General features: G+C 68.5%; 22 protein-coding genes. 12 read left to right on the forward strand and 10 right to left on the reverse strand.

The window, feature by feature from the left end; all coding sequences use genetic code 11:
- Positions 1-349 precede the first annotated feature (349 nt).
- Positions 350-877, forward strand: coding sequence for a protease adaptor protein RcdA (rcdA, locus tag OZ671_RS13265; RefSeq protein ID WP_268861187.1), 528 nt, complete (start codon positions 350-352; stop codon positions 875-877).
- Positions 878-1005: 128 nt separating this feature from the next.
- Complete coding sequence (locus OZ671_RS13270; protein ID WP_038307560.1) at positions 1006-1752, forward strand: YebC/PmpR family DNA-binding transcriptional regulator; 747 nt, start codon at positions 1006-1008, stop codon at positions 1750-1752.
- Positions 1753-1853: 101 nt separating this feature from the next.
- On the opposite strand, the gene OZ671_RS13275 is transcribed toward OZ671_RS13270, so the two are convergent.
- The 10 genes from OZ671_RS13275 to OZ671_RS13320 all read right to left on the reverse strand — a co-directional run bounded on the left by OZ671_RS13275 (position 1854) and on the right by OZ671_RS13320 (position 10331).
- Positions 1854-2885, reverse strand: a complete 1032-nt coding sequence (locus OZ671_RS13275; RefSeq protein WP_268861188.1) for an ABC transporter substrate-binding protein — start codon at positions 2883-2885, stop codon at positions 1854-1856.
- A gap of 45 nt (positions 2886-2930) precedes the next feature.
- Complete coding sequence (locus tag OZ671_RS13280) at positions 2931-3704, reverse strand: ABC transporter permease (protein ID WP_268861189.1); 774 nt, start codon at positions 3702-3704, stop codon at positions 2931-2933.
- Positions 3701-4519, reverse strand: a complete 819-nt coding sequence (locus OZ671_RS13285) for an ABC transporter ATP-binding protein (RefSeq protein WP_268861190.1) — start codon at positions 4517-4519, stop codon at positions 3701-3703. The genes OZ671_RS13280 and OZ671_RS13285 overlap by 4 nt, the downstream gene beginning before the upstream one ends.
- A gap of 128 nt (positions 4520-4647) precedes the next feature.
- The gene (locus OZ671_RS13290) at positions 4648-5406 is read right to left on the reverse strand and encodes a sulfite exporter TauE/SafE family protein (RefSeq protein ID WP_268861191.1); all 759 of its coding nucleotides are present in this window, start codon (positions 5404-5406) and stop codon (positions 4648-4650) included.
- Between the two features lie 277 nt (positions 5407-5683).
- On the reverse strand, positions 5684-6670 hold the full coding sequence (locus OZ671_RS13295) for a Bug family tripartite tricarboxylate transporter substrate binding protein (protein ID WP_268861192.1): 987 nt from the start codon (positions 6668-6670) through the stop codon (positions 5684-5686).
- A 40-nt stretch (positions 6671-6710) separates the two neighbouring features.
- Entirely contained in the window at positions 6711-7583 is an 873-nt protein-coding gene (locus tag OZ671_RS13300) for an amidohydrolase family protein (RefSeq protein ID WP_268861193.1), read from the reverse strand.
- 26 nt (positions 7584-7609) lie between these two features.
- Positions 7610-8239 (reverse strand): flavin reductase family protein, encoded by a 630-nt coding sequence (locus OZ671_RS13305; protein ID WP_268861194.1) that lies wholly within the window; start codon positions 8237-8239, stop codon positions 7610-7612.
- Positions 8236-8622: a RidA family protein gene (locus OZ671_RS13310; RefSeq protein WP_268861195.1), complete on the reverse strand. Its 387-nt coding sequence runs from the start codon at positions 8620-8622 to the stop codon at positions 8236-8238. The genes OZ671_RS13305 and OZ671_RS13310 overlap by 4 nt, the downstream gene beginning before the upstream one ends.
- 13 nt (positions 8623-8635) lie before the next feature.
- Positions 8636-9439: a 2-oxo-hept-4-ene-1,7-dioate hydratase gene (gene hpaH, locus OZ671_RS13315; protein WP_268861196.1), complete on the reverse strand. Its 804-nt coding sequence runs from the start codon at positions 9437-9439 to the stop codon at positions 8636-8638.
- Positions 9440-9473: 34 nt separating this feature from the next.
- Positions 9474-10331, reverse strand: a complete 858-nt coding sequence (locus tag OZ671_RS13320; RefSeq protein ID WP_038307574.1) for a fumarylacetoacetate hydrolase family protein — start codon at positions 10329-10331, stop codon at positions 9474-9476.
- Positions 10332-10466: 135 nt separating this feature from the next.
- Here OZ671_RS13320 and OZ671_RS13325 point away from each other — a divergent pair, with 135 nt between their 5' ends.
- The 10 genes from OZ671_RS13325 to OZ671_RS13370 all read left to right on the forward strand — a co-directional run.
- Entirely contained in the window at positions 10467-11282 is an 816-nt protein-coding gene (locus tag OZ671_RS13325) for an IclR family transcriptional regulator (RefSeq protein WP_268861197.1), read from the forward strand.
- 34 nt (positions 11283-11316) lie between these two features.
- The gene (ruvC, locus tag OZ671_RS13330) at positions 11317-11814 is read left to right on the forward strand and encodes a crossover junction endodeoxyribonuclease RuvC (protein WP_038307548.1); all 498 of its coding nucleotides are present in this window, start codon (positions 11317-11319) and stop codon (positions 11812-11814) included.
- 132 nt (positions 11815-11946) lie between these two features.
- Positions 11947-12666, forward strand: a complete 720-nt coding sequence (locus tag OZ671_RS13335; RefSeq protein ID WP_268861198.1) for a DNA-3-methyladenine glycosylase I — start codon at positions 11947-11949, stop codon at positions 12664-12666.
- A 61-nt stretch (positions 12667-12727) separates the two neighbouring features.
- Entirely contained in the window at positions 12728-13345 is a 618-nt protein-coding gene (gene ruvA, locus OZ671_RS13340; RefSeq protein ID WP_038307544.1) for a Holliday junction branch migration protein RuvA, read from the forward strand.
- A 65-nt stretch (positions 13346-13410) separates the two neighbouring features.
- Positions 13411-14457 carry a Holliday junction branch migration DNA helicase RuvB gene (ruvB, locus tag OZ671_RS13345; RefSeq protein ID WP_268861199.1) on the forward strand — a complete coding sequence of 349 codons (1047 nt, stop codon included), beginning with the start codon at positions 13411-13413 and terminating at the stop codon, positions 14455-14457.
- Positions 14458-14657: 200 nt separating this feature from the next.
- The gene (gene ybgC, locus OZ671_RS13350; protein ID WP_038307542.1) at positions 14658-15110 is read left to right on the forward strand and encodes a tol-pal system-associated acyl-CoA thioesterase; all 453 of its coding nucleotides are present in this window, start codon (positions 14658-14660) and stop codon (positions 15108-15110) included.
- A gap of 56 nt (positions 15111-15166) precedes the next feature.
- Positions 15167-15892, forward strand: coding sequence for a sulfite exporter TauE/SafE family protein (locus OZ671_RS13355; protein ID WP_038307541.1), 726 nt, complete (start codon positions 15167-15169; stop codon positions 15890-15892).
- 350 nt (positions 15893-16242) lie between these two features.
- Entirely contained in the window at positions 16243-16983 is a 741-nt protein-coding gene (tolQ, locus tag OZ671_RS13360; protein WP_268861200.1) for a protein TolQ, read from the forward strand.
- Between the two features lie 11 nt (positions 16984-16994).
- On the forward strand, positions 16995-17447 hold the full coding sequence (gene tolR, locus OZ671_RS13365; protein WP_038307537.1) for a protein TolR: 453 nt from the start codon (positions 16995-16997) through the stop codon (positions 17445-17447).
- A 31-nt stretch (positions 17448-17478) separates the two neighbouring features.
- Positions 17479-17808 (forward strand): cell envelope integrity protein TolA (locus OZ671_RS13370; protein ID WP_268861201.1); only part of this gene is annotated, 330 nt, incomplete at its 3' end.

Consider the following 17808-nt stretch of genomic DNA (forward strand, 5'->3'; position numbering starts at 1 on the left):
CGCAGACCCATGATCCAGGCGAATCGTCGACTGCAACGACGCAGGTTAACGGTAAGTTAACCTTTCCACTTTATCACTGGAAACGTTCAGTTCGCTGGACGCGAGTGGCTCCTGTCCACTCTGTTTGACGCCTCCCTGTTAATTACTTTGAGGCCGCCTTCGGGCGGCCTTTTTTTGCAGCCGATCCTGTTGCACGGTCTGATGAGAGTCGTCCCAAGGCGGGACAAGGCCCCTGGCATCGCGCTTGCTCATCTCTTCCGCAAGCGCCGCGCTCACCCAAGCCCCGTACCGAACTGGGGCGGAACGGGCGAGCGACGGCAAAGGACGAGCCTTTGGGAGTTGATGCGTCATGTCGAACGAGTTCGTATCCGGAACCGAGCCGACCGTAGCCTTTGCCGCGCGACTGGCGAACTCGCCCGCTTTCAAGGACCTGTTCCGCGACGGCATGGGCCTCGTCGAGGAGACGGCGAGCTATCTCGACGGCTCGGGCCGCCAGGAGAGCAAGGCCCTGAGCCGCGGCGCGGCGCTCGCCTATGCCACCGAAAGCATGCGGCTCACCACGCGCCTGATGCAGCTCGCGTCCTGGCTGCTGCTGCAGCGCGCGGTCAACGAGGGCGAACTGACCCAGGAACAGGCGGCTCAGGAAAAGTCGAAGGTGCGCCTTGCCTCGGTCGGTACGACCACCTCGGAGGCGACCCTTGCCGACCTGCCGGAAGCGCTGCGCGATCTGATCGGCAAGGCCATGCGCCTGCAGGAACGCGTCATGCACATGGACCGGCTGCTGTATGCCGGCATGGAGCCGGCCGCCGACAGCCAGCGCAACATGGTGGCCGGCCAGATCGACCGGCTGGCCGCCGCTTTCGGCATGAAACGGTGAGCCGGCGTCTGGATTTCGACTGAATCCGCGCCTATAAGACCCGCGAAATCATCACCGGCCCGATCGGTGCCTCTGGCGCCGAGGGCCGGTGCACGTCCGTTTTGGAGACGGCGGGTCGAGAGGGTACGATGGCCGGGCATTCCCAGTTCAAGAACATCATGCATCGCAAGGGCCGCCAGGACGCGGCCCGCTCGAAGCTTTTCGGCAAGCTGGCGCGCGAGATCACCGTGGCGGCCAAGATGGGCATGCCCGATCCCAACATGAACCCGCGCCTGCGCCTGGCGATCCTCGCGGCGCGCGCGGAAAACATGCCCAAGGACAATATCGAGCGGGCGATCAAGAAGGCGTCCGGCGGCGACAGCGAGAACTATGACGAGATCCGCTACGAGGGTTACGGCCCGGGAGGCGTCGCGGTCATCGTCGAGGCACTGACCGACAACCGCAACCGCACCGCCTCGGAAGTGCGCTCCTACTTCACCAAGAGCGGCGGCAACCTCGCCGAAACCGGCGCCGTGTCGTTTATGTTCGACCGCGTCGGCGTGATCGAGTTCGACGCCGCCAAGGCTTCGGCCGACGACATGCTGGAGGCGGCGATCGAGGCCGGCGCGGACGATGTCGTCTCAAGCGAAGCCGGCCACGAGGTCACGACGACGGTGGAAGGGCTGGTCGAGGTCACGAAGGCGCTGGAAGCCCGCTTCGGCGAGCCGCGCAAGTCGGCGCTGACCTGGCGGCCGCAGAACTCGGTGGCGGTCGACGACGAGACCGGCGAGAAGCTGCTGCGGCTGATCGATACGCTCGACGAGAACGACGATGTCCAGAACGTCTATGCCAATTTCGAGCTGTCGGACGCGCTCGTCGCCAAGATGAGCTCGTGAAGCCGGAGACGGCGGCCGGCCAGCCGGCCGCCTGATCGTGCCGACGGCCCAGGGCACCGACGCGCCGGGCCGTCGAAGACCTCCGCAGCCGCTCCCGGCCCTCAGACCTTGGCGGCCCTGACGAAGGCCGGGTTGAAGGTCCTTTCGTAGGGCACCTGGGCATTGGCGAGCTCGGGATCGAGCGCCCGCAGGGCGGCCATCATCGAGACATAGCCGTCCTCGGTCACCATGCCGTCGGGCGAATACATGGCCCGCGAGTTCTGGAACGCCTGCATGTAGAGGGTGCGGTTGCCGAGGAGATATTCCTCCGGCACCAGCTTGGCGACATCCTCCGGCGTCGCCGCGGCGATCCATTTCAGCGCCTTCAGGAAGGCATTGACCAGCCGCTGCGTGGTCACCGGATTGGCGTCGACGAAGCTCTTCTGCAGATAGACGGTCGCGGCCGGATTGGTGCCGCCGAACAGGGCGCGCGTGCCGGCCTCGGTGCGCGTGTCGAGCAGGATCGCGATATCGCCGTCATGCTGGAGCTGGCTGATCACCGGGTCGAGATGCGACAGGCCGTCGATGCCGCCGTTCTTGATCGCGGCGACCGCGCTCGCGCCGCCGCCGATGCCGATCTGGGCGGCGTCGGTGGTGGCGAGGCCGTTCTTCTGCAGCGCATATTGCAGCAGCAGGGCGGTCGACGAGCCCGGCGCGGTGACGCCGATCCGGCGGCCCTTCAGATCGGCGATCGACTTGATCGTGCCGGCAAGGCTCTTGCGTACCGCGATGACGATGCCGGGATAGCGGCCGAGGTCGCAGACCGCGACGATGTCCTGGCCCTTGTGCTGCATGCGGATCGTGTGTTCGTAGGCGCCGGTGACGACGTCGACCGAGCCGCCGACCAGGGCCTGCAGCGATTTCGAGCCGCCGGCGAAGTCGTTGATGGTGACGTTGAGCCCTTCCTCGCGGAAATAGCCCTTCTGCTCGGCGATGGTCAGCGGCAGGTAGTAGAGCAGCGGCTTGCCGCCGACCCCGAGGGTGAGGTTCGGCTTTTCCGGCGCCGGGCCCTGGGCCGTCGCCGGGCCTGATGCGATGAACGGGGCGGCGAGGGGCAGACCGGCCGCGCCGATCACGAATGTCCTGCGTTTCATGGCGTTCCTCCGCGTTTTTGTCGGTTGCGGCGATGGGTGCGGCGCTCAGGTGCCGCGCCAGGCGAGCAGCCGCTGCTCGACCCGGGTCATGACGAAATCGACCGAAAGCACGAAGGCCATCAGCACGAACATGCCGGCAAAGACGCCGGTCACGTCGAAGACGCCTTCGGCCTGCTGGATCAGGTAGCCGAGGCCGGCGGCCGAGCCGAGATATTCGCCGACCACCGCGCCGACGACGGCAAAGCCCACCGAGGTGTGCAGGCTGGAGAACACCCAGGACATGGCCGAGGGCCAATAGACGTGGCGCAGCAGCTGACGCTCGTTCATGCCGAGCATGCGGGCATTGGCCAGAACCGGCTGGCTGACCTCCTTCACGCCCTGATAGACGTTGAAGAAGACGATGAAGAACACCAGGGTGAAGCCGAGCGCCACCTTGGACCAGATGCCGAGCCCGAACCAGAGCGCGAAGATCGGCGCCAGCACGACGCGCGGCAGGGCGTTGGCGGCCTTCACGTAAGGGTCGAACACGGCGGCGACCCGCGGCTGGCGGGCGAACCAGAAGCCGAAGACGATGCCGCCGAGGGCGCCGAAGATGAAGGCGAGCACGGACTCGACCAGCGTGATCCAGAGATGGAACCAGATCGAGCCGTCGGCGAACCATTTGACGATGCGCGTGCCGACGCCGACCGGGTCGGCGAAAAAGAAGGCGACGGTCTTCGGATTGCCGAACAGCGTGGTGGTGGAGGCAAGGTGCCAGAGCATCAGCGCGACGGCGGCGACCAGGATCTGGCAGGCGAGGAGGGCGAAACGGCTGGTCATGGCGTGCTCGCGCTGTCGGAACGATAGGCCTTCATCACCTCCTCGCGCAGCGCGTTCCAGATCTCGCGGTGCAGGCGGATGAAGTCGCCGTCGTGGCGGATCTCGGCAATGTCGCGCGGCCGCGGCAGCGGCACGGAGAAGTTGCCGATCATGCGCGCCTTTGGCCCGGCCGACATGATCACGACCCGGTCGGCAAGGCCGATCGCCTCGTCGAGGTCATGGGTGATGAACATCACCGCCTTGCGGTCGCCGGACCAGAGCCTGAGCAGGAGGTCGCCCATGACGAGGCGCGTCTGGGCGTCGAGCGGGCCGAAAGGCTCGTCCATCAGGAGCAGCTTCGGATCGCGGATCAGCACCTGGGCGAGGCCGACGCGCTTGCGCTGGCCGCCGGAGAGCATGCGCGGATAGCGATCGCCGAATCCGGCAAGGCCGACCCGCTCCAGCCATTCGCCGGCCCTGCGGCGGGCTTCGGCCGTCGCGACGCCCGCGACCTCGAGGCCGATCGCGACATTCTCGGTGACGGTCTTCCAGGGCATCAGCGATTCCTGCTGGAAGAGATAGCCGGCCTCGGCGTTCAGGCCCCGCAGCGGCCGCCCGAAGACCTCGACCGTGCCGGCGGCCGGCGCCTGCAGGCCGGCGGTCACGTTGAGCAAAGTCGACTTGCCGCAGCCGGTCGGCCCGACGATCGCGACGAATTCATGTGCGCCGACCTCGAGATCGACTTCGGTCACCGCGTCGAAACGGGACGCGCCGAGCCCGAAGGATACGGCGATGTTTCTCAGGCTGACGGCGCTCGCGTCCGCTGCGCCGCTCATGACGCCCTGTCTCCCGGCATTCGCTTCCTCTCTCCCGTCGCCTAGGGAACAGCAAGATCGGCCGGTTCGCCAGGGGCTTTTGTGCCGCGCCGCGCCGGGCGGATGGCGGCGATTTCGCTGTGCCCCCGTCAGCGCAGCCAGCCGTCCAGCGCCGGCAGGCTGGTGAGCGCGGCGGCGGCGATGACTGCGAAGGCGACCGGCCGGAACAGGCGCGCATCGGCGCGGCTGAACAGGAACGAGCCGAGGCCGATGCCGAGTCCATAGGGCACCATGGTCCAGGCGGCGATGCGCACGGCTTCCGCCGTGAACAGCCCGGCCAGCGCGAGCAGGGCGCCGGAGAGGAGCGAGGCCGGCACGAAGAAGGCGACGGACGATCCGCGCACCGCTTCGTTGCGGCTCGGGCCGGCGAGCCAGAACAGCGACAGCACCATGCCGCCGAGGCTCGCGACGCCGGAGATCAAGCCCGAGACGGCGCCGGTCGCGATGGTCGCCGGCAGGCCCGGCGAGGTCTCGACGCGCCGCGCGGTGAGCAGCATGGCGAGCGCCACCATGATCGAGAGCGAGGTGACCCACCGGATCGGCCCGGGATCGACCGTCATCAGCGTGTAGATGCCAAGCGGCAGGCCGACGACATAACCGATGAAGAGCGGGCCGATCTCGCCCCAGCGGGCATGGCGCCAGGTCGAGCGCACCATGACGAGCTGCATGGTGGCGTCGATGATCCACATGATGCCGATGGCCGTCTTGGGCCCGAGATAGGCGCCGGCCACCGGCATGAAGATCATCGCCGAGCCGAAGCCGGTATAGCCGCGCACCGTGCCGGCGACGAGCGCTGCGATCAGCACGACCAGGGGCGGGGAATCGCCGAGACGGGAAAGCCATTCCATGATGGCCAAGGATTAGAGGCGATGGTTCCCTTTCGGAACGGCGGAACGCGCCGCATCTGCCCTGCCGGGCAAGCAGGCCTGCCGGGCGGCGTGGTCGGGAAGACTGTCCAGCCGCCAAGGAAATGTCGCTGGACGATGGCGCGGGCCGGCTCCCGGCCTCGCCATGGGGGGGCGCCCCGGTTCCGAACCGGGTGGCGGCCGCAGGACCTTCCTCGCTCCCGCAAACCCCCGGCGACAGAGGCTGGGCCGGAGGCGCGGACCGCGGCCGTCCCGCCGGCTATTGCGAGCGGATGTCGAGGCGGCGGATCAGCGGGATCCAGGTCTGGTCCTCGCGCTCCAGATAGGCACGGAACGCGTCCCGGCTCATCGGCGCCGATTGTGCGCCGAGCTCGGCGAAGCGCGCCTTGACCTGGGCGTCGTTGAGAATGCGGATCACCGTCTCGTGCAGGCGGCGGATCACCGGCTCGGGCGTCGCCGCCGGCGCCATCAGGCCGGTGAAGGTCTGGCCGTCGATCTCGCCGTAGCCGAGCTCGGTGAAGGTCGGCACGTCGGGCAGCTCGGCGAGGCGCTGCGGACCGGTCACGGCAAGGGCGCGCGTGCGGTTATCCTTCAGGAACGGCAGGGCCACCGACAGCTGGTCGAGGTTGAACTGGACATGGCCCCCGACGAGGTCGTTGGTCGCCGGGGCGTTGCCGCGATACTGCACGGTCATCCAGGTCACGCCGAGCTTGGACTGCATCAGCTCCGACATCAGGTGGTTGGTGGTGCCGGGACCGGGCGAGGCCATGGTGAGCGGTGGCTGGCGGGTGCGCGCCAGCGCGAGAAATTCGGCCATGGATTTGGCCGGCAGGTCGGGATGCACCTGCAGGACGAGCGGCGTCAGCGTCACCGTGCTGACCGGAATGAAGTCGCGCCGCCACTCATAGGCGCGGCGGGTGCCCATTTCGGGCGCGAACAGGATCGGCCCGTTGGCGCCGATCAGGAGCGTGTAGCCGTCAGGTTCGGCGCGGGCGACCGTCTCGCTGCCGATGAGCCCGCCGGCGCCCGGCTTGTTCTCGATGACGAAGGGCTGGCCGAGCTCCTGCTGCAGTTTCTCGGCGAGAATGCGGGCGGCGACGTCGACATTGCCGCCGGCGGCATAGGGCACGATCAGCCGCACGGCCCGGTTCGGCCAGGCTTGTGACGGGGCCGCCGCCTGGGCCGCCGCCGGGCCGGGCGCGAGGCCGGTTGCGAACGCTGCCGCCAGCAGGGCGGTCGAAGCCATTCTCCACATGGGTTTCCTCCGGATGATGCTTGTTGTCGTGTCAGGCGCCGAAGCCGAAAAGCCGGGCGGGATTGTCGACCAGGATCGCCTGGCGCTCGGCCTCGTCGAGTGTCGCGTCGAACAGGAAGTCGAGCAGCGCGCCCTCGTTCGGCGGCTGGCGGGTGGAGACCGGGTGCGGCCAGTCGCTGCCCCAGACGATGCGGCCAGGCGCGGCTTCGACGAGCGCCCGGACGACCGGCACGACGTCGTGCCAGGGCGCGCCGGCGCGCGAGATCTTCTCGGTCAGCGACAGCATCACCCAGACATTGCCGCGCGCGAGCAGGTCCAGGACCTTGGCAAGGCTCGGATCGGCGCGGCCGAGGGTCGGGTCGGGCCGGCCCATATGGTCGATCAGGACCGGCAGGTCGAGCTTCTCGAAATCGGCGATATTGCCGATGACGCCTTCGACCTCGGGCTGGATCTTGACGTACCAGCCGAGCTCGCGGACGAGGCCGATCGTGCGATCGAAGGCGCGCCTGTCGAAGGCGATGCCAAGGCCCTGGCGGGTGAAGCGCGCGCCCTTCACGCCGGCCTTGTCGAGCTTGGCGAGATAGGCTTCGTCCCGATCGGCGAAGACCGCCGCATTGGCGCAGCCGCGATAGTTCGGCCCGGCCATCTTCAGCCCGTCGAGCGTGACGCTGTGATCGCCGCCATAGGTGGTCGGCTGGACGATGACGCCGCGGGTGACGCCGAGCGTGCGATGCAGCTTCAGCGCGGTCTCGATGGTGGCGGTGGGCATTTCGTAGACCGCGCCGGGCCGGACCGGATAGCGGTCGGCCGGGCCGAGAACATGGAACTGGCTGTCGCAGGCGAGCGCCGGCAGCGGCCGTCGCGGCGGCCGGGGCGCCGGGTCGAAAGGCAGGTAGGTGGGCATATGTTCGGGGCTCCCGTCCGGATGGCTCAGGATTTCGAGGTCTGGTGAATGGCGACCATGGTGACGATCTCGCCGAGGGTCGCGTAGTTCGGTCCGGCCAGACGGCAGATCGGGTCGAGCTTGCGCGTCTCGACCTTGCCGTCGGCGAGCAGCCCCTCGCGCAAGTGGAAGGACAGAACCTCGCCGACCATCAGGCGGCTGCGCGTCTCGCCGAATTCCATGACGTGGCGCAGCCGGCATTCCATGGCGACGGGCGCGATCGTCAGCCGCGGCACGGCGACGTCGCGGCCGGGCGTGACGGCGAGACCGAGCAGGTCGGCCTCGCTCACCTCGGGCGGATGCTCGACGGCGCTCTCGTGTACCTCGCGGATCAGCGGCCGGTCGGCGATGTGCACGACGAACTCTTCGTGCGCCATGATGTTGCGCGCGGTGTCCTTGTAGACGCCGGCCTTCTGTCCGACGCTGATCGCCAGCATGGGCGGTTTCGGCGAGACGAAGGTGAAGTGGCTGAACGGGGCGAGGTTGACCCTGCCGCCAGGGCCGAGCGTGGTGACCCAGGCGATCGGTCGCGGCACGACGAGACCGGTCAGCAGCCGATAGCTCGCCTCGGCGCCGAGCTCGGCCGCCGCGATCGCGATGGTCGGGGTCGCGGTCATGCCGGCAGCACCGCCAGGATGTCGCACTGGACGAGCTTGCCGCCGTCGAGCTCGGCGGCCATGGCCTGGCGCGCGGGCCGCCTCGCCGGATCCGGGAACATGGCGAGCCATTCGCGGTTGACCGCCTCGCGCTGGCTGCGGTCGGCCATCCATATGGTGAGCTTGACGATGTCGTCGGTCGAGCCGCCGGCGGCGGCCATGACCGCCCTGATGTGCGCGAACATCAAGGCGCATTGTTCATCGAGCGTCGGCGCCGGCCGGCCGGTCGCCGGGTCGAGGCCGTAGATGATGCCCGACGTCACGATATTGCCCAGCCGGCAGGCGGCAGGGACCGGGTTCTTGTGGCCGAAGCCGTCGACATAGATGCTCTGGCGCCTGGTCACTGGCGGCTCTCCCTCAGGCGAAATGGCAGGAAACGGTGCCGAACGGGCCGTAGTCGGCCTGCAGCGTGTCGCCCTTCCGGCAATCCACCGGCCGCACGAAGGAGCCGGACAGGATCACCTGGCCGGGCTCCAGCGCGATGCCGTGCCGGCTCAGGCGGTTGGCGAGCCAGACGATGCCGTTGGCGGGGTTGTTGAGCACGCCGGCGGCAACCCCGGTTTCCTCCACCTGGCCGTTGCGCGAGAGGATCACCGAGACCCAGCGCAGGTCTGTCGTGTCGGGCCGGAACGGCCGCCCGCCGATGACGATGCCGCAATTGGCGGCATTGTCGGCGATCGTGTCGACCACCTTGCGTGTCGCGCCGGTCGTGCGGTCCACCCGCTCGATGCGCGCGTCGAGGATCTCGATGGCCGGCACCACATAGTCGGTCGCGTTGAGCACGTCGAATAGCGTGCAGCCGGGGCCTGCAATGCGCTGTTTCAGCACGAAGGCGAGCTCGGCCTCGGCGCGCAGCTGCACGAACCGGTCGGTGGCGACGACCCCGCCGTCCTGCCAGAACATGTCGTCGAGCAGCACGCCATAGTCGGGCTCGTCGATGTTGACCGCGCTCTGCATCGCCTTGGAGGTGAGGCCGATCTTGCGGCCCCTGATGCGCCGGCCCGCGCCGAGTTTCAGGTCGATCCAGGCGCTCTGTACCCGATAGGCGTCGTCGATGGTCAGGCCGGGATGAGCAAGGCTCAGCTGGCGCATCTGGATGCCCGAGCGCTCGGCCTCGTCGAGGCCGCGGGCGGCGGCCGTGATTTCGTCGTTCGACAGCATGGAAGGTCGGTCCGGTTGCGGGCTGCGGGAGAGATCAGGCTTCGTCGACGACGCCGTTGCGGAGCGTGCCGATGCCCGGCACCTCGACTTCGACGACGTCGCCGGGGACGAGCCATCGCGGCGGGTCGAAGCGGACACCGGCGCCGGTCGGCGTGCCGGTCACGATCATGTCGCCGGGCTTCAGGGTGGCGAAGGTCGAGAGGTAGGCGATGAGAGCGTCGAACGGGAACATCAGGCGGCCGGTATTGTCGTGCTGGCGGATTTCGCCATTGACCCGGGTCGTCAGTTCGAGCGGCTTTGCGAGGTCGAATTCGTCGGATGTCACGATCCAGGGGCCGATCGAGCCGGAGCGGTCGAAATTCTTGCCCTGGGTGACGTTGAACTTGGCGTGGTGCAGCCAGTCGCGCACGCTGCCCTCGTTGCACAGGCTGAAGCCGAAGATATGGCCGAGCGCGTCCTCGCGCCGGATGTGCCGGCCGCCGCGGCCGATCACCATGACGATCTCGCCCTCGTAGTCGAGCTGGCGCGACACTTTCGGGCGCTCGAGCGGGACGCCATGGCCGACAAGGGAGGACGGGGTGCGGCAGAACAGGCTCGGATAGCTCTGCGGCTGCGAGCCGTCCTTATATTCGGCATTGCGGTCGGCATAGTTGACGCCGATGCACCAGATCTTTTCCGGCGCCGTGACCGGGATCTGCAGCTCGACCTCGGCAAGCGCGTGATCGGCCGAGGCCGTCTCCGCGACCGCGCGCAGGCGTGCGGCGGCGCCGGCGGCGATCGCGTCCCTCAGGGTGGCGAAATCCTTCAGCCGTGCGCCGAGATCGACGATGCCGGTCCCGACCACAGCGCCGAAGCGGTCGGCGCCGCCATGCCGGTAGCTCGCAAGCTTCATGTCGATCCTCCCTCCGGCGTGATCGCGGCCGGCCTGTTCCTGTCGGCCGCGATCCTCGCGCCGTGACACGCGGCGGCAATTGAATTCGCCGGAAGGCTTCCACATTGTGGACATCCATCACGATACGGCGCAGCCATGGCCCCGACCGAAACGCCCACGACGACCGAGAGCGCCGACGACCGGCGCGGCACGCAGAGCATTTACCGGGCCATCGGGGTGCTGCGCGTCCTCGCCATGGCGCGCGAGGCGGGCTACGGCCTGACCGAGGTGGCGAACCTCACCGGACTGACGCGCCCGACCGCCCGGCGGATCCTCTTCGCCCTGATCGAGGAGGGCCTGGTCGAGCAGAAGCCGCAGACCCGGCGCTACGCGGTGGGCGAGCAGATCCAGCTGCTCGCCCTGTCGCGGCCGCGGCGCTCGCCGCTCGTCGATGTCGCCGGGCCGCTGCTCGATGCGCTCGGCCGCAGCATCGGCGATACGCTGTTCCTGACCCAGCGCACCGGCCTCGACACGGTCTGCGTGGCGCGCCGGCTCGGCGACTATCCGGTCCAGGTCCTGCCGCTCGGCGTCGGCGACCGGCGGCCGCTCGGCGTCAGCAGCTCCGGCCTCGCGCTGCTCGCGGCGATGAGCGAGGAGGAGGCGCTTGCCATCCTCGGCCAGAACGCGCCGCGCCTTGCCAGCTACGGTGCGGGCCTCGATGCGGCGGCGCGCTGGGTCGGCGAGGCGCGCCGCCTCGGCTATGCGGTGCGCGACCGCGGTCTCGTGCCCGGCACGCGCGCTCTCTCGGTGGTCATCCGGATCGGCCGGGGCGAGGCCTTCGCGGCCCTGACCTGCGCCGGCATCGTCAGGCGCATGTCGCAGGCCCGCATGGAGCAGATCGCCGACGACCTGCGCCGGGCGGCGGCCCGCATCGGCGAAACGCTGGCCGGACAGGGGCCGGGACGGCGGTGAGGAACTGGTGAGGGGGCCGGACTATGATGGCGCCATGTCCGACACGATTCGCATTCTCGGCCTCGATCCGGGCCTCCGCCGCACCGGCTGGGGCGTCATCGACGCCACCGGCAACCGCCTGAGCTTCGTCGCCTGCGGCACGGTGACATCCGATGCCGAGGGAAGCCTTGCCGAGCGCCTCGCCCAGCTCCATCGCGGCCTGCAGGACGTGGTGCAGCGCTTCGCGCCGCACGAGGCGGCGGTGGAGAACACTTTCGTCAACAAGGACGCGACCGCCACGCTGAAGCTCGGCCAGGCGCGCGGCATCGCCATGGTCGTGCCCTCGCTCGCCGGCCTGGCAGTGGCCGAATACGAGCCGAACAAGGTCAAGAAATCGATCGTCGGGGCCGGCCATGCCGACAAGAAGCAGGTGGAGATGATGATCGGCATCCTCCTGCCCAAGGCGGATCCGAAGACCATGGATGCGGTCGACGCGTTGGCGATTGCCATCACCCACGCCCATCATCGCGGGCCTGTGCGCCGCCCGGCTTGACAGGCGCGGGCTCGGCCCGATGCGCCCGGCCGCTTGACCGGCGGGGCCGATCGCGCTCTTTTGTTCGCGAAATGTTCGTCTTTGCCGGCCAGGCTGGGCGGACATGCTGTTCGGACCGCCGGGAGGCTTTCGGTGATCGCATTCGACAAGATCAAGGCGCGCGCCGAAGCGCGCAAAGGTGGTCCGGAGGCCTTGAAGGCGCTGATGCCGCCGGTGGCGCCGCAGGCGGCGCTCGCCGCGCTCAGCGACGATCGCGTGCTGGCGGAGATGACCAAGCGGATCTTCTGCGCCGGCTTCGTCTGGCGCGTCATCGACGCCAAATGGCCGGGCTTCGAGGAGGCCTTTCTCGGTTTCGAGCCGAAGCCGCTCCTGTTCCAGCCCGATGACTTCTGGCACGACCGGGCACGCGACCCGCGCATCGTCAAGCATCCCATGAAGATCAGGAGCGTGCGCGAGAACGCGGCCTTCGTCAGCGACATTGCCGCCGAGCACGGCTCGTTCGGCAAGTTCCTCGCCGCCTGGCCGGCCGACGACCAGGCCGGGCTGATGGATTTCATCGGCAAGCGCGGCTCGCGCCTCGGCGGCCGGACGGGCCAATACTTCCTGCGCTTCATCGGCTTCGACGGCTTCATCACCGCGCGGGACACGGTGGCGGCGCTGCGCGATGGCGGCCTCGAGGTGGCGGCCGAGCCGACCTCCAAGGGCGACATCCGGAAGATCCAGGAGGTGTTCAACGGCTGGGCCAGGACGACCGGCCTGCCGCGGGTGCACCTCTCGCGCATCTGCGCCATGTCGATCGGCGAGAACTATGACGCCGAGACGCTGATGCGCAATGGCGGGGCCGACGAGTGAACGCCGCCGCGCCTGCGCGAATCCCCTATAAGAGCCCCATGACGCAAGGACCGGACCGGCCATGATCGGCAAGCTGAAGGGCACCATCGACAGCTATGGTCCCGACTGGGTGATCGTCGACGTCCATGGCGTCGGCTACGTCGTGCATTGCTCGTCGCGCACGCTGCAGGCGCTGCCGGCGGCGGGCGAGGCGGCCGTCCTGTCGATCGAAACCATGGTCCGCGAGGACATGATCCGGCTCTACGGCTTCGCCAACGACCTCGAGCGCGAGTGGTTCCGCCTCCTGCTCGCGGTCCAGGGCGTCGGCGCCAAGGTGGCGCTGTCGGTGCTCTCGGCGCTGAAGGCGAGCGACCTCGCCTCGGCCATCGCGATGCGCGACAAGGCGGCGATCGCCCGGGCCAACGGCGTCGGCCCGAAGGTCGCCGAGCGCATCATCACCGAGCTGAAGGACAAGGCGCCGGGCTTCACCGATGTCGACCCGGCCCTGGCGCGGCTGGCCGGCGACGTCGACGACAACAAGGCGCCGGCGCCCGTGCGCGACGCCATTTCCGCACTCACCAATCTCGGCTACGGCCAGCCGCAGGCCGCCGCCGCCATCGCCGCCGCCGCCGGCAAGGCGGGGGAGGGGGCCAATACCCAGACGCTGATCCGCATGGGCCTGAAGGAGCTGAGCGCGTGAGCCCCGCCACCCGCGCGCCCCGTTCCCGACTGTCCGCCGTCACCTCGATCGTGTAACCAGCCGGAATGACCGACGCCCGCCGCATTCTTTCCGCCGAACAGCGCGACGACGATGCCGACACGCATCTGCGGCCGCAGAGACTGGCCGATTTCATCGGCCAGGCACAGGCGCGCGCCAATCTGGAAGTGTTCATTTCGGCGGCGAAGACGCGCGGCGACGCGCTGGACCATGTGCTGTTCGTCGGCCCGCCGGGCCTCGGCAAGACGACGCTGGCGCAGATCCTCGCCAAGGAGCTCGGCGTCAATTTCCGCTCGACCTCCGGCCCGGTCATCGCCAAGGCGGGCGATCTTGCGGCTCAGCTCACCAATCTCGAAGAACGCGACGTCCTGTTCATCGACGAGATCCACCGGCTCAATCCGGCGGTCGAGGAAATTCTCTATCCGGCCATGGAGGACTTTCAGCTCGACCTGATCATCGGCGAGGGGCCGGCCGCCCGCTCGGTCAAGATCGATCTCGCCAAGTTCACCCTGGTCGGCGCGACGACGCGGGCGGGCCTGCTGACCACGCCGTTGCGCGACCGTTTCGGCATCCCGATCCGCCTGCAATTCTATACGATTGAGGAGCTCGAATTCATCGTCACCCGGGGCGCCCGCGTGCTGGGCGTCGGCATGTCGGCCGATGGCGCCAACGAGATCGCGCGGCGGGCGCGCGGCACGCCGCGCATTGCCGGCCGCCTGCTCCGGCGCGTGCGCGACTTCGCCATCTACAAGGACTCCGACACCATCACCCGGGCGATCGCCGACGAGGCGCTGACCCGGCTGGAGGTCGATGGGGCCGGGCTCGACGCCATGGACCGCCGCTATCTCAAGGGCATCGCGCTCAATTACGGCGGCGGGCCGGTCGGCATCGAGACCATGGCGGCGGCGCTCTCCGAGCCACGCGATGCGATCGAGGAGATCATCGAGCCCTTCCTGATCCAGCAGGGCTTCCTCCAGCGCACGCCGCGCGGCCGGCTTCTGACCAGCCATGCCTTCCGTCACCTCGGCCTGGCCGAACCGGCGCGCGATGCCGCCCAGTTCCAGCTGTTCAAGGGCGACGAGGACGAGCCGTGAGGGCCGAGTCGTAGGTGGCGAATGGCGAATAGGGAATGCTCGGCATTCGCTTCCGGAGTGCGTCACACCCCGCTCGTCGCCTCATCGCCACTCGCTGCTCGCCACTCGCTTTTCGCTGCGAAGCCTCGCTTTTGCCCGATCCTGTGCGTAAGCGGCGGGCCGACGAGCCATCGAAACACCTGTCGCAAGGGTTGCCCCGCATGATCAAGTCCCCGGCGCTCGCCGGCCATATCGAAGACGAGATCCATCATCTCTCGGTGCGCGTCTATTACGAGGACACCGACTTTTCCGGCGTCGTCTACCACGCGAGCTACCTGCGTTTCATGGAGCGCGGCCGCACCGACTTCCTGCGCCTGCTCGGCGTCGCCCAGGGCGATCTGTTCGACCGGGCGAAGGACGAGGCGGGCGCAGGCTTCGCCTTCGTCGTGCGCTCGATGGCCATCGAGTTCCTCCGGCCGGCGAGAATAGACGACATCCTGACCATCGAGACGCGCACACTCGAGGTGAAGGGCGCGACCCTCAATCTGGCCCAGCGGGTGCTGCGCGGCGAGGAGGTGCTGGTCGAAGCCAGCGTTCGCGTCGCCTTCGTGGCCGGCGGCCGGCCGATGCGCATCCCTGACGCGCTGAGAAGGGTCATGACGCCCAAGGCCTGATGTGCTGATGATGGCGTCCCCTCAGCTTTGCCATCACGATTGATTCCTTCTCCTCCATGTCGCTCCTCGGCTTCGGCCCGGCCGAACTTTTCGCCATTACCGTGATCATGGCGGTCGCCACCGTCATCCAGATGGCGGTGGGCGTCGGGCTGTCGCTGGTGATGATCCCGCTCCTCGCGATCATTTCGCCGAGCCTCGTGCCGGGCCCGGCGATCGCCGCCGCCTTCGTGGTGATGGCGGCCATGGTCCGCGGCAACACCCATCATATCGATCGCGGCGAAATCGGCTGGGGTGCCGCCGGCCTGCTGGTCGGCACCGCCGTCGGCGTGCTCGCCCTTCTGGCCATCGACCCGACGCACCTGCCGCGGGTGTTCGGCGCGCTCATCCTTCTGGCGGTCGGTCTGTCGATCAGCGGCCTCAACCTGTCGCTCAATGCCCGCAACATCACCGTGACCAGCGTGATCTCCGGCTTCATGGGCGGCATGTCCGGCATTCACGGCCCGCTGATCGGCGTCGTCTATGCCGGGCAGAATCCGGCCAAGGTGCGGGCCACCCTCGGCCTCTACTGGATCGTCGCCTATGCGATGCTGATCGCCATGCATGTTGCGGCCGGCCGCTTCGGCCTTGCCGATCTCGGCCGGGCCGCGCTGCTGGTGCCGGGCATCGTGGTCGGCACCTGGCTCGCGCCCTATGCCATGGCCGCGATGGACCGGGAGCGCATGCGCATCGCCCTGCTCGCCATCGCGGTGGCCGGCGCGCTGGTGTTGCTGATCAAGGGCTGAGGCCTGGTTGCCTCTAGGGGAGCCGGCATCGAATTCCAGCTTTGCTTGACCGGCCCCGGAGGCCCGTTCATGGCAGCCATCCGGCCACGTTTTCGTGACGATAAGGGCCTGGACGCGCCTGTTGCAGTGCCGCAATAACCGGGTCTTAACCTTATCGATGCTTGGTAGTTTACCACGCGGATGTACAAACCGCGTCACGGTCAAGACACATTCGGGGGTCATTTCGCCCCCCGAAGGACGGAAAAAGCGCCGAAAACGTCGTGCGCTGGACCGTTGGAGGGTTCTCAAGCCGTGGCGTGGGCTGTTCTGCGACCTCGAAGACGGACCTGTCGCGAAAAGGATCGCCGCCCATGAATCCCGCCGATGTCGCCCAGACCGCCGTCGCCGCTTCGCACGACGTTTCCCTCTGGGGCCTGTTCATTGCCGCCCACTGGGTCGTCAAGATCGTCATGCTCGGTCTCGTCTCGGCATCGATCTGGGTCTGGGCGATCATCGTCGAGAAGATCATCCTGTTCCGCCGCACGCGCGGCCAGATGGACCGGTTCGAACAGGTCTTCTGGTCCGGCCAGTCGCTGGAGGAGCTCTATCGTTCGCTGGCGCAGCGCCCGACGACCGCCATGGCCGCGCTGTTCGTGGCCGCCATGCGCGAATGGAAGCGCTCGCACGAAACCGCCTCGCGCTCCTTTGCCGGCCTGCAGCAGCGCATCGACCGGGTGATGAACGTCACCATCCAGCGCGAGGTCGAGCGCCTGGAGGCGCGGCTGATGGTGCTGGCGACGGTGGCCTCCGCCGGCCCGTTCATCGGTCTGTTCGGCACGGTCTGGGGCATCATGACCTCGTTCCAGGCGATCGCCGTGTCCAAGAACACCTCGCTCGCCGTCGTCGCGCCCGGCATTGCCGAAGCGCTGTTCGCCACCGCCATCGGCCTCGTCGCCGCAATTCCGGCAACCATTGCCTATAACAAGCTGGCCGGAGAGGTGAACAAGATCGCCAACCGGCTCGAAGGCTTCGCCGACGAGTTCGCCGCCATCCTGTCGCGCCAGATCGATCAGCAGGGCGGTCCCGCCAGCTACGACCAGCGGGCGGCCTGAGGGAGCGGCAGATGGGTGCTCAAGTCGCAAGCGGCGGTGGTGGACGGGGCGGCAATGGCCGCCGGCGCCGCCGCGCCTTCGTCATGAACGAGATCAACATCACGCCGATGGTCGACGTGATGCTGGTGCTGCTCATCATCTTCATGGTCGCGGCGCCGCTGATGACCGTATCCGTGCCGCTCGACCTGCCGCAGGCTTCCGCTCGCGCGATCCAGCAGGACAAGCCGCCGATCACCGTGTCGGTGCGCCAGAACGGCGAGATCTATCTCGGCGACAACAAGGTCGAGCAGGCCCAGCTCGTCGAGCAGCTGCGCACGCTGGCGCAGAACGGCGCCGAGGAGCGCATCTTCGTGCGCGGCGACGCCGCCGTGAACTATCAGGCCATCATGGACGTGCTGTCGCAGATCAAGGGCGGCGGCTTCACCAAGGTCGCGCTGGTCGCGACCGAGCGCGCATCGCGCTGAAGCGGCAGGACGAGGTTTGACGAGCGTGGCGTTGCATCCGCAAAAAGTCGGCTACGGGGTCTCGGTGGGCGGGCACGTGCTGCTCCTCGTCGCGGCGCTGGTCGGCTTTCTGAGCGCGCCGCAAAAGCCCGACGAGGGCGAAAGCGTGCCGGTCGAGATCGTCTCGGACGAGCCGGCGCAGTCGACCCAGGGCGACCGGCGCGGGGAGCGCACGCCGACGCCGCAGCGGGTGATCGACCGCCAGGACCCGGAAGAGCGGCGGACCGAGGACGATCCGAACCTGCAGGTCGCCCGCGAGCGCGTGCAGAACGTGCAGCTGCCGCCGCCGCCGACCCCGCGGCCGCCGCAGCCGCGCGAGCCC

Origin of the sequence: Phreatobacter sp. AB_2022a (genome assembly GCF_026847585.1) — a bacterium.
Classification (GTDB): Bacteria; Pseudomonadota; Alphaproteobacteria; order Rhizobiales; family Phreatobacteraceae; genus Phreatobacter.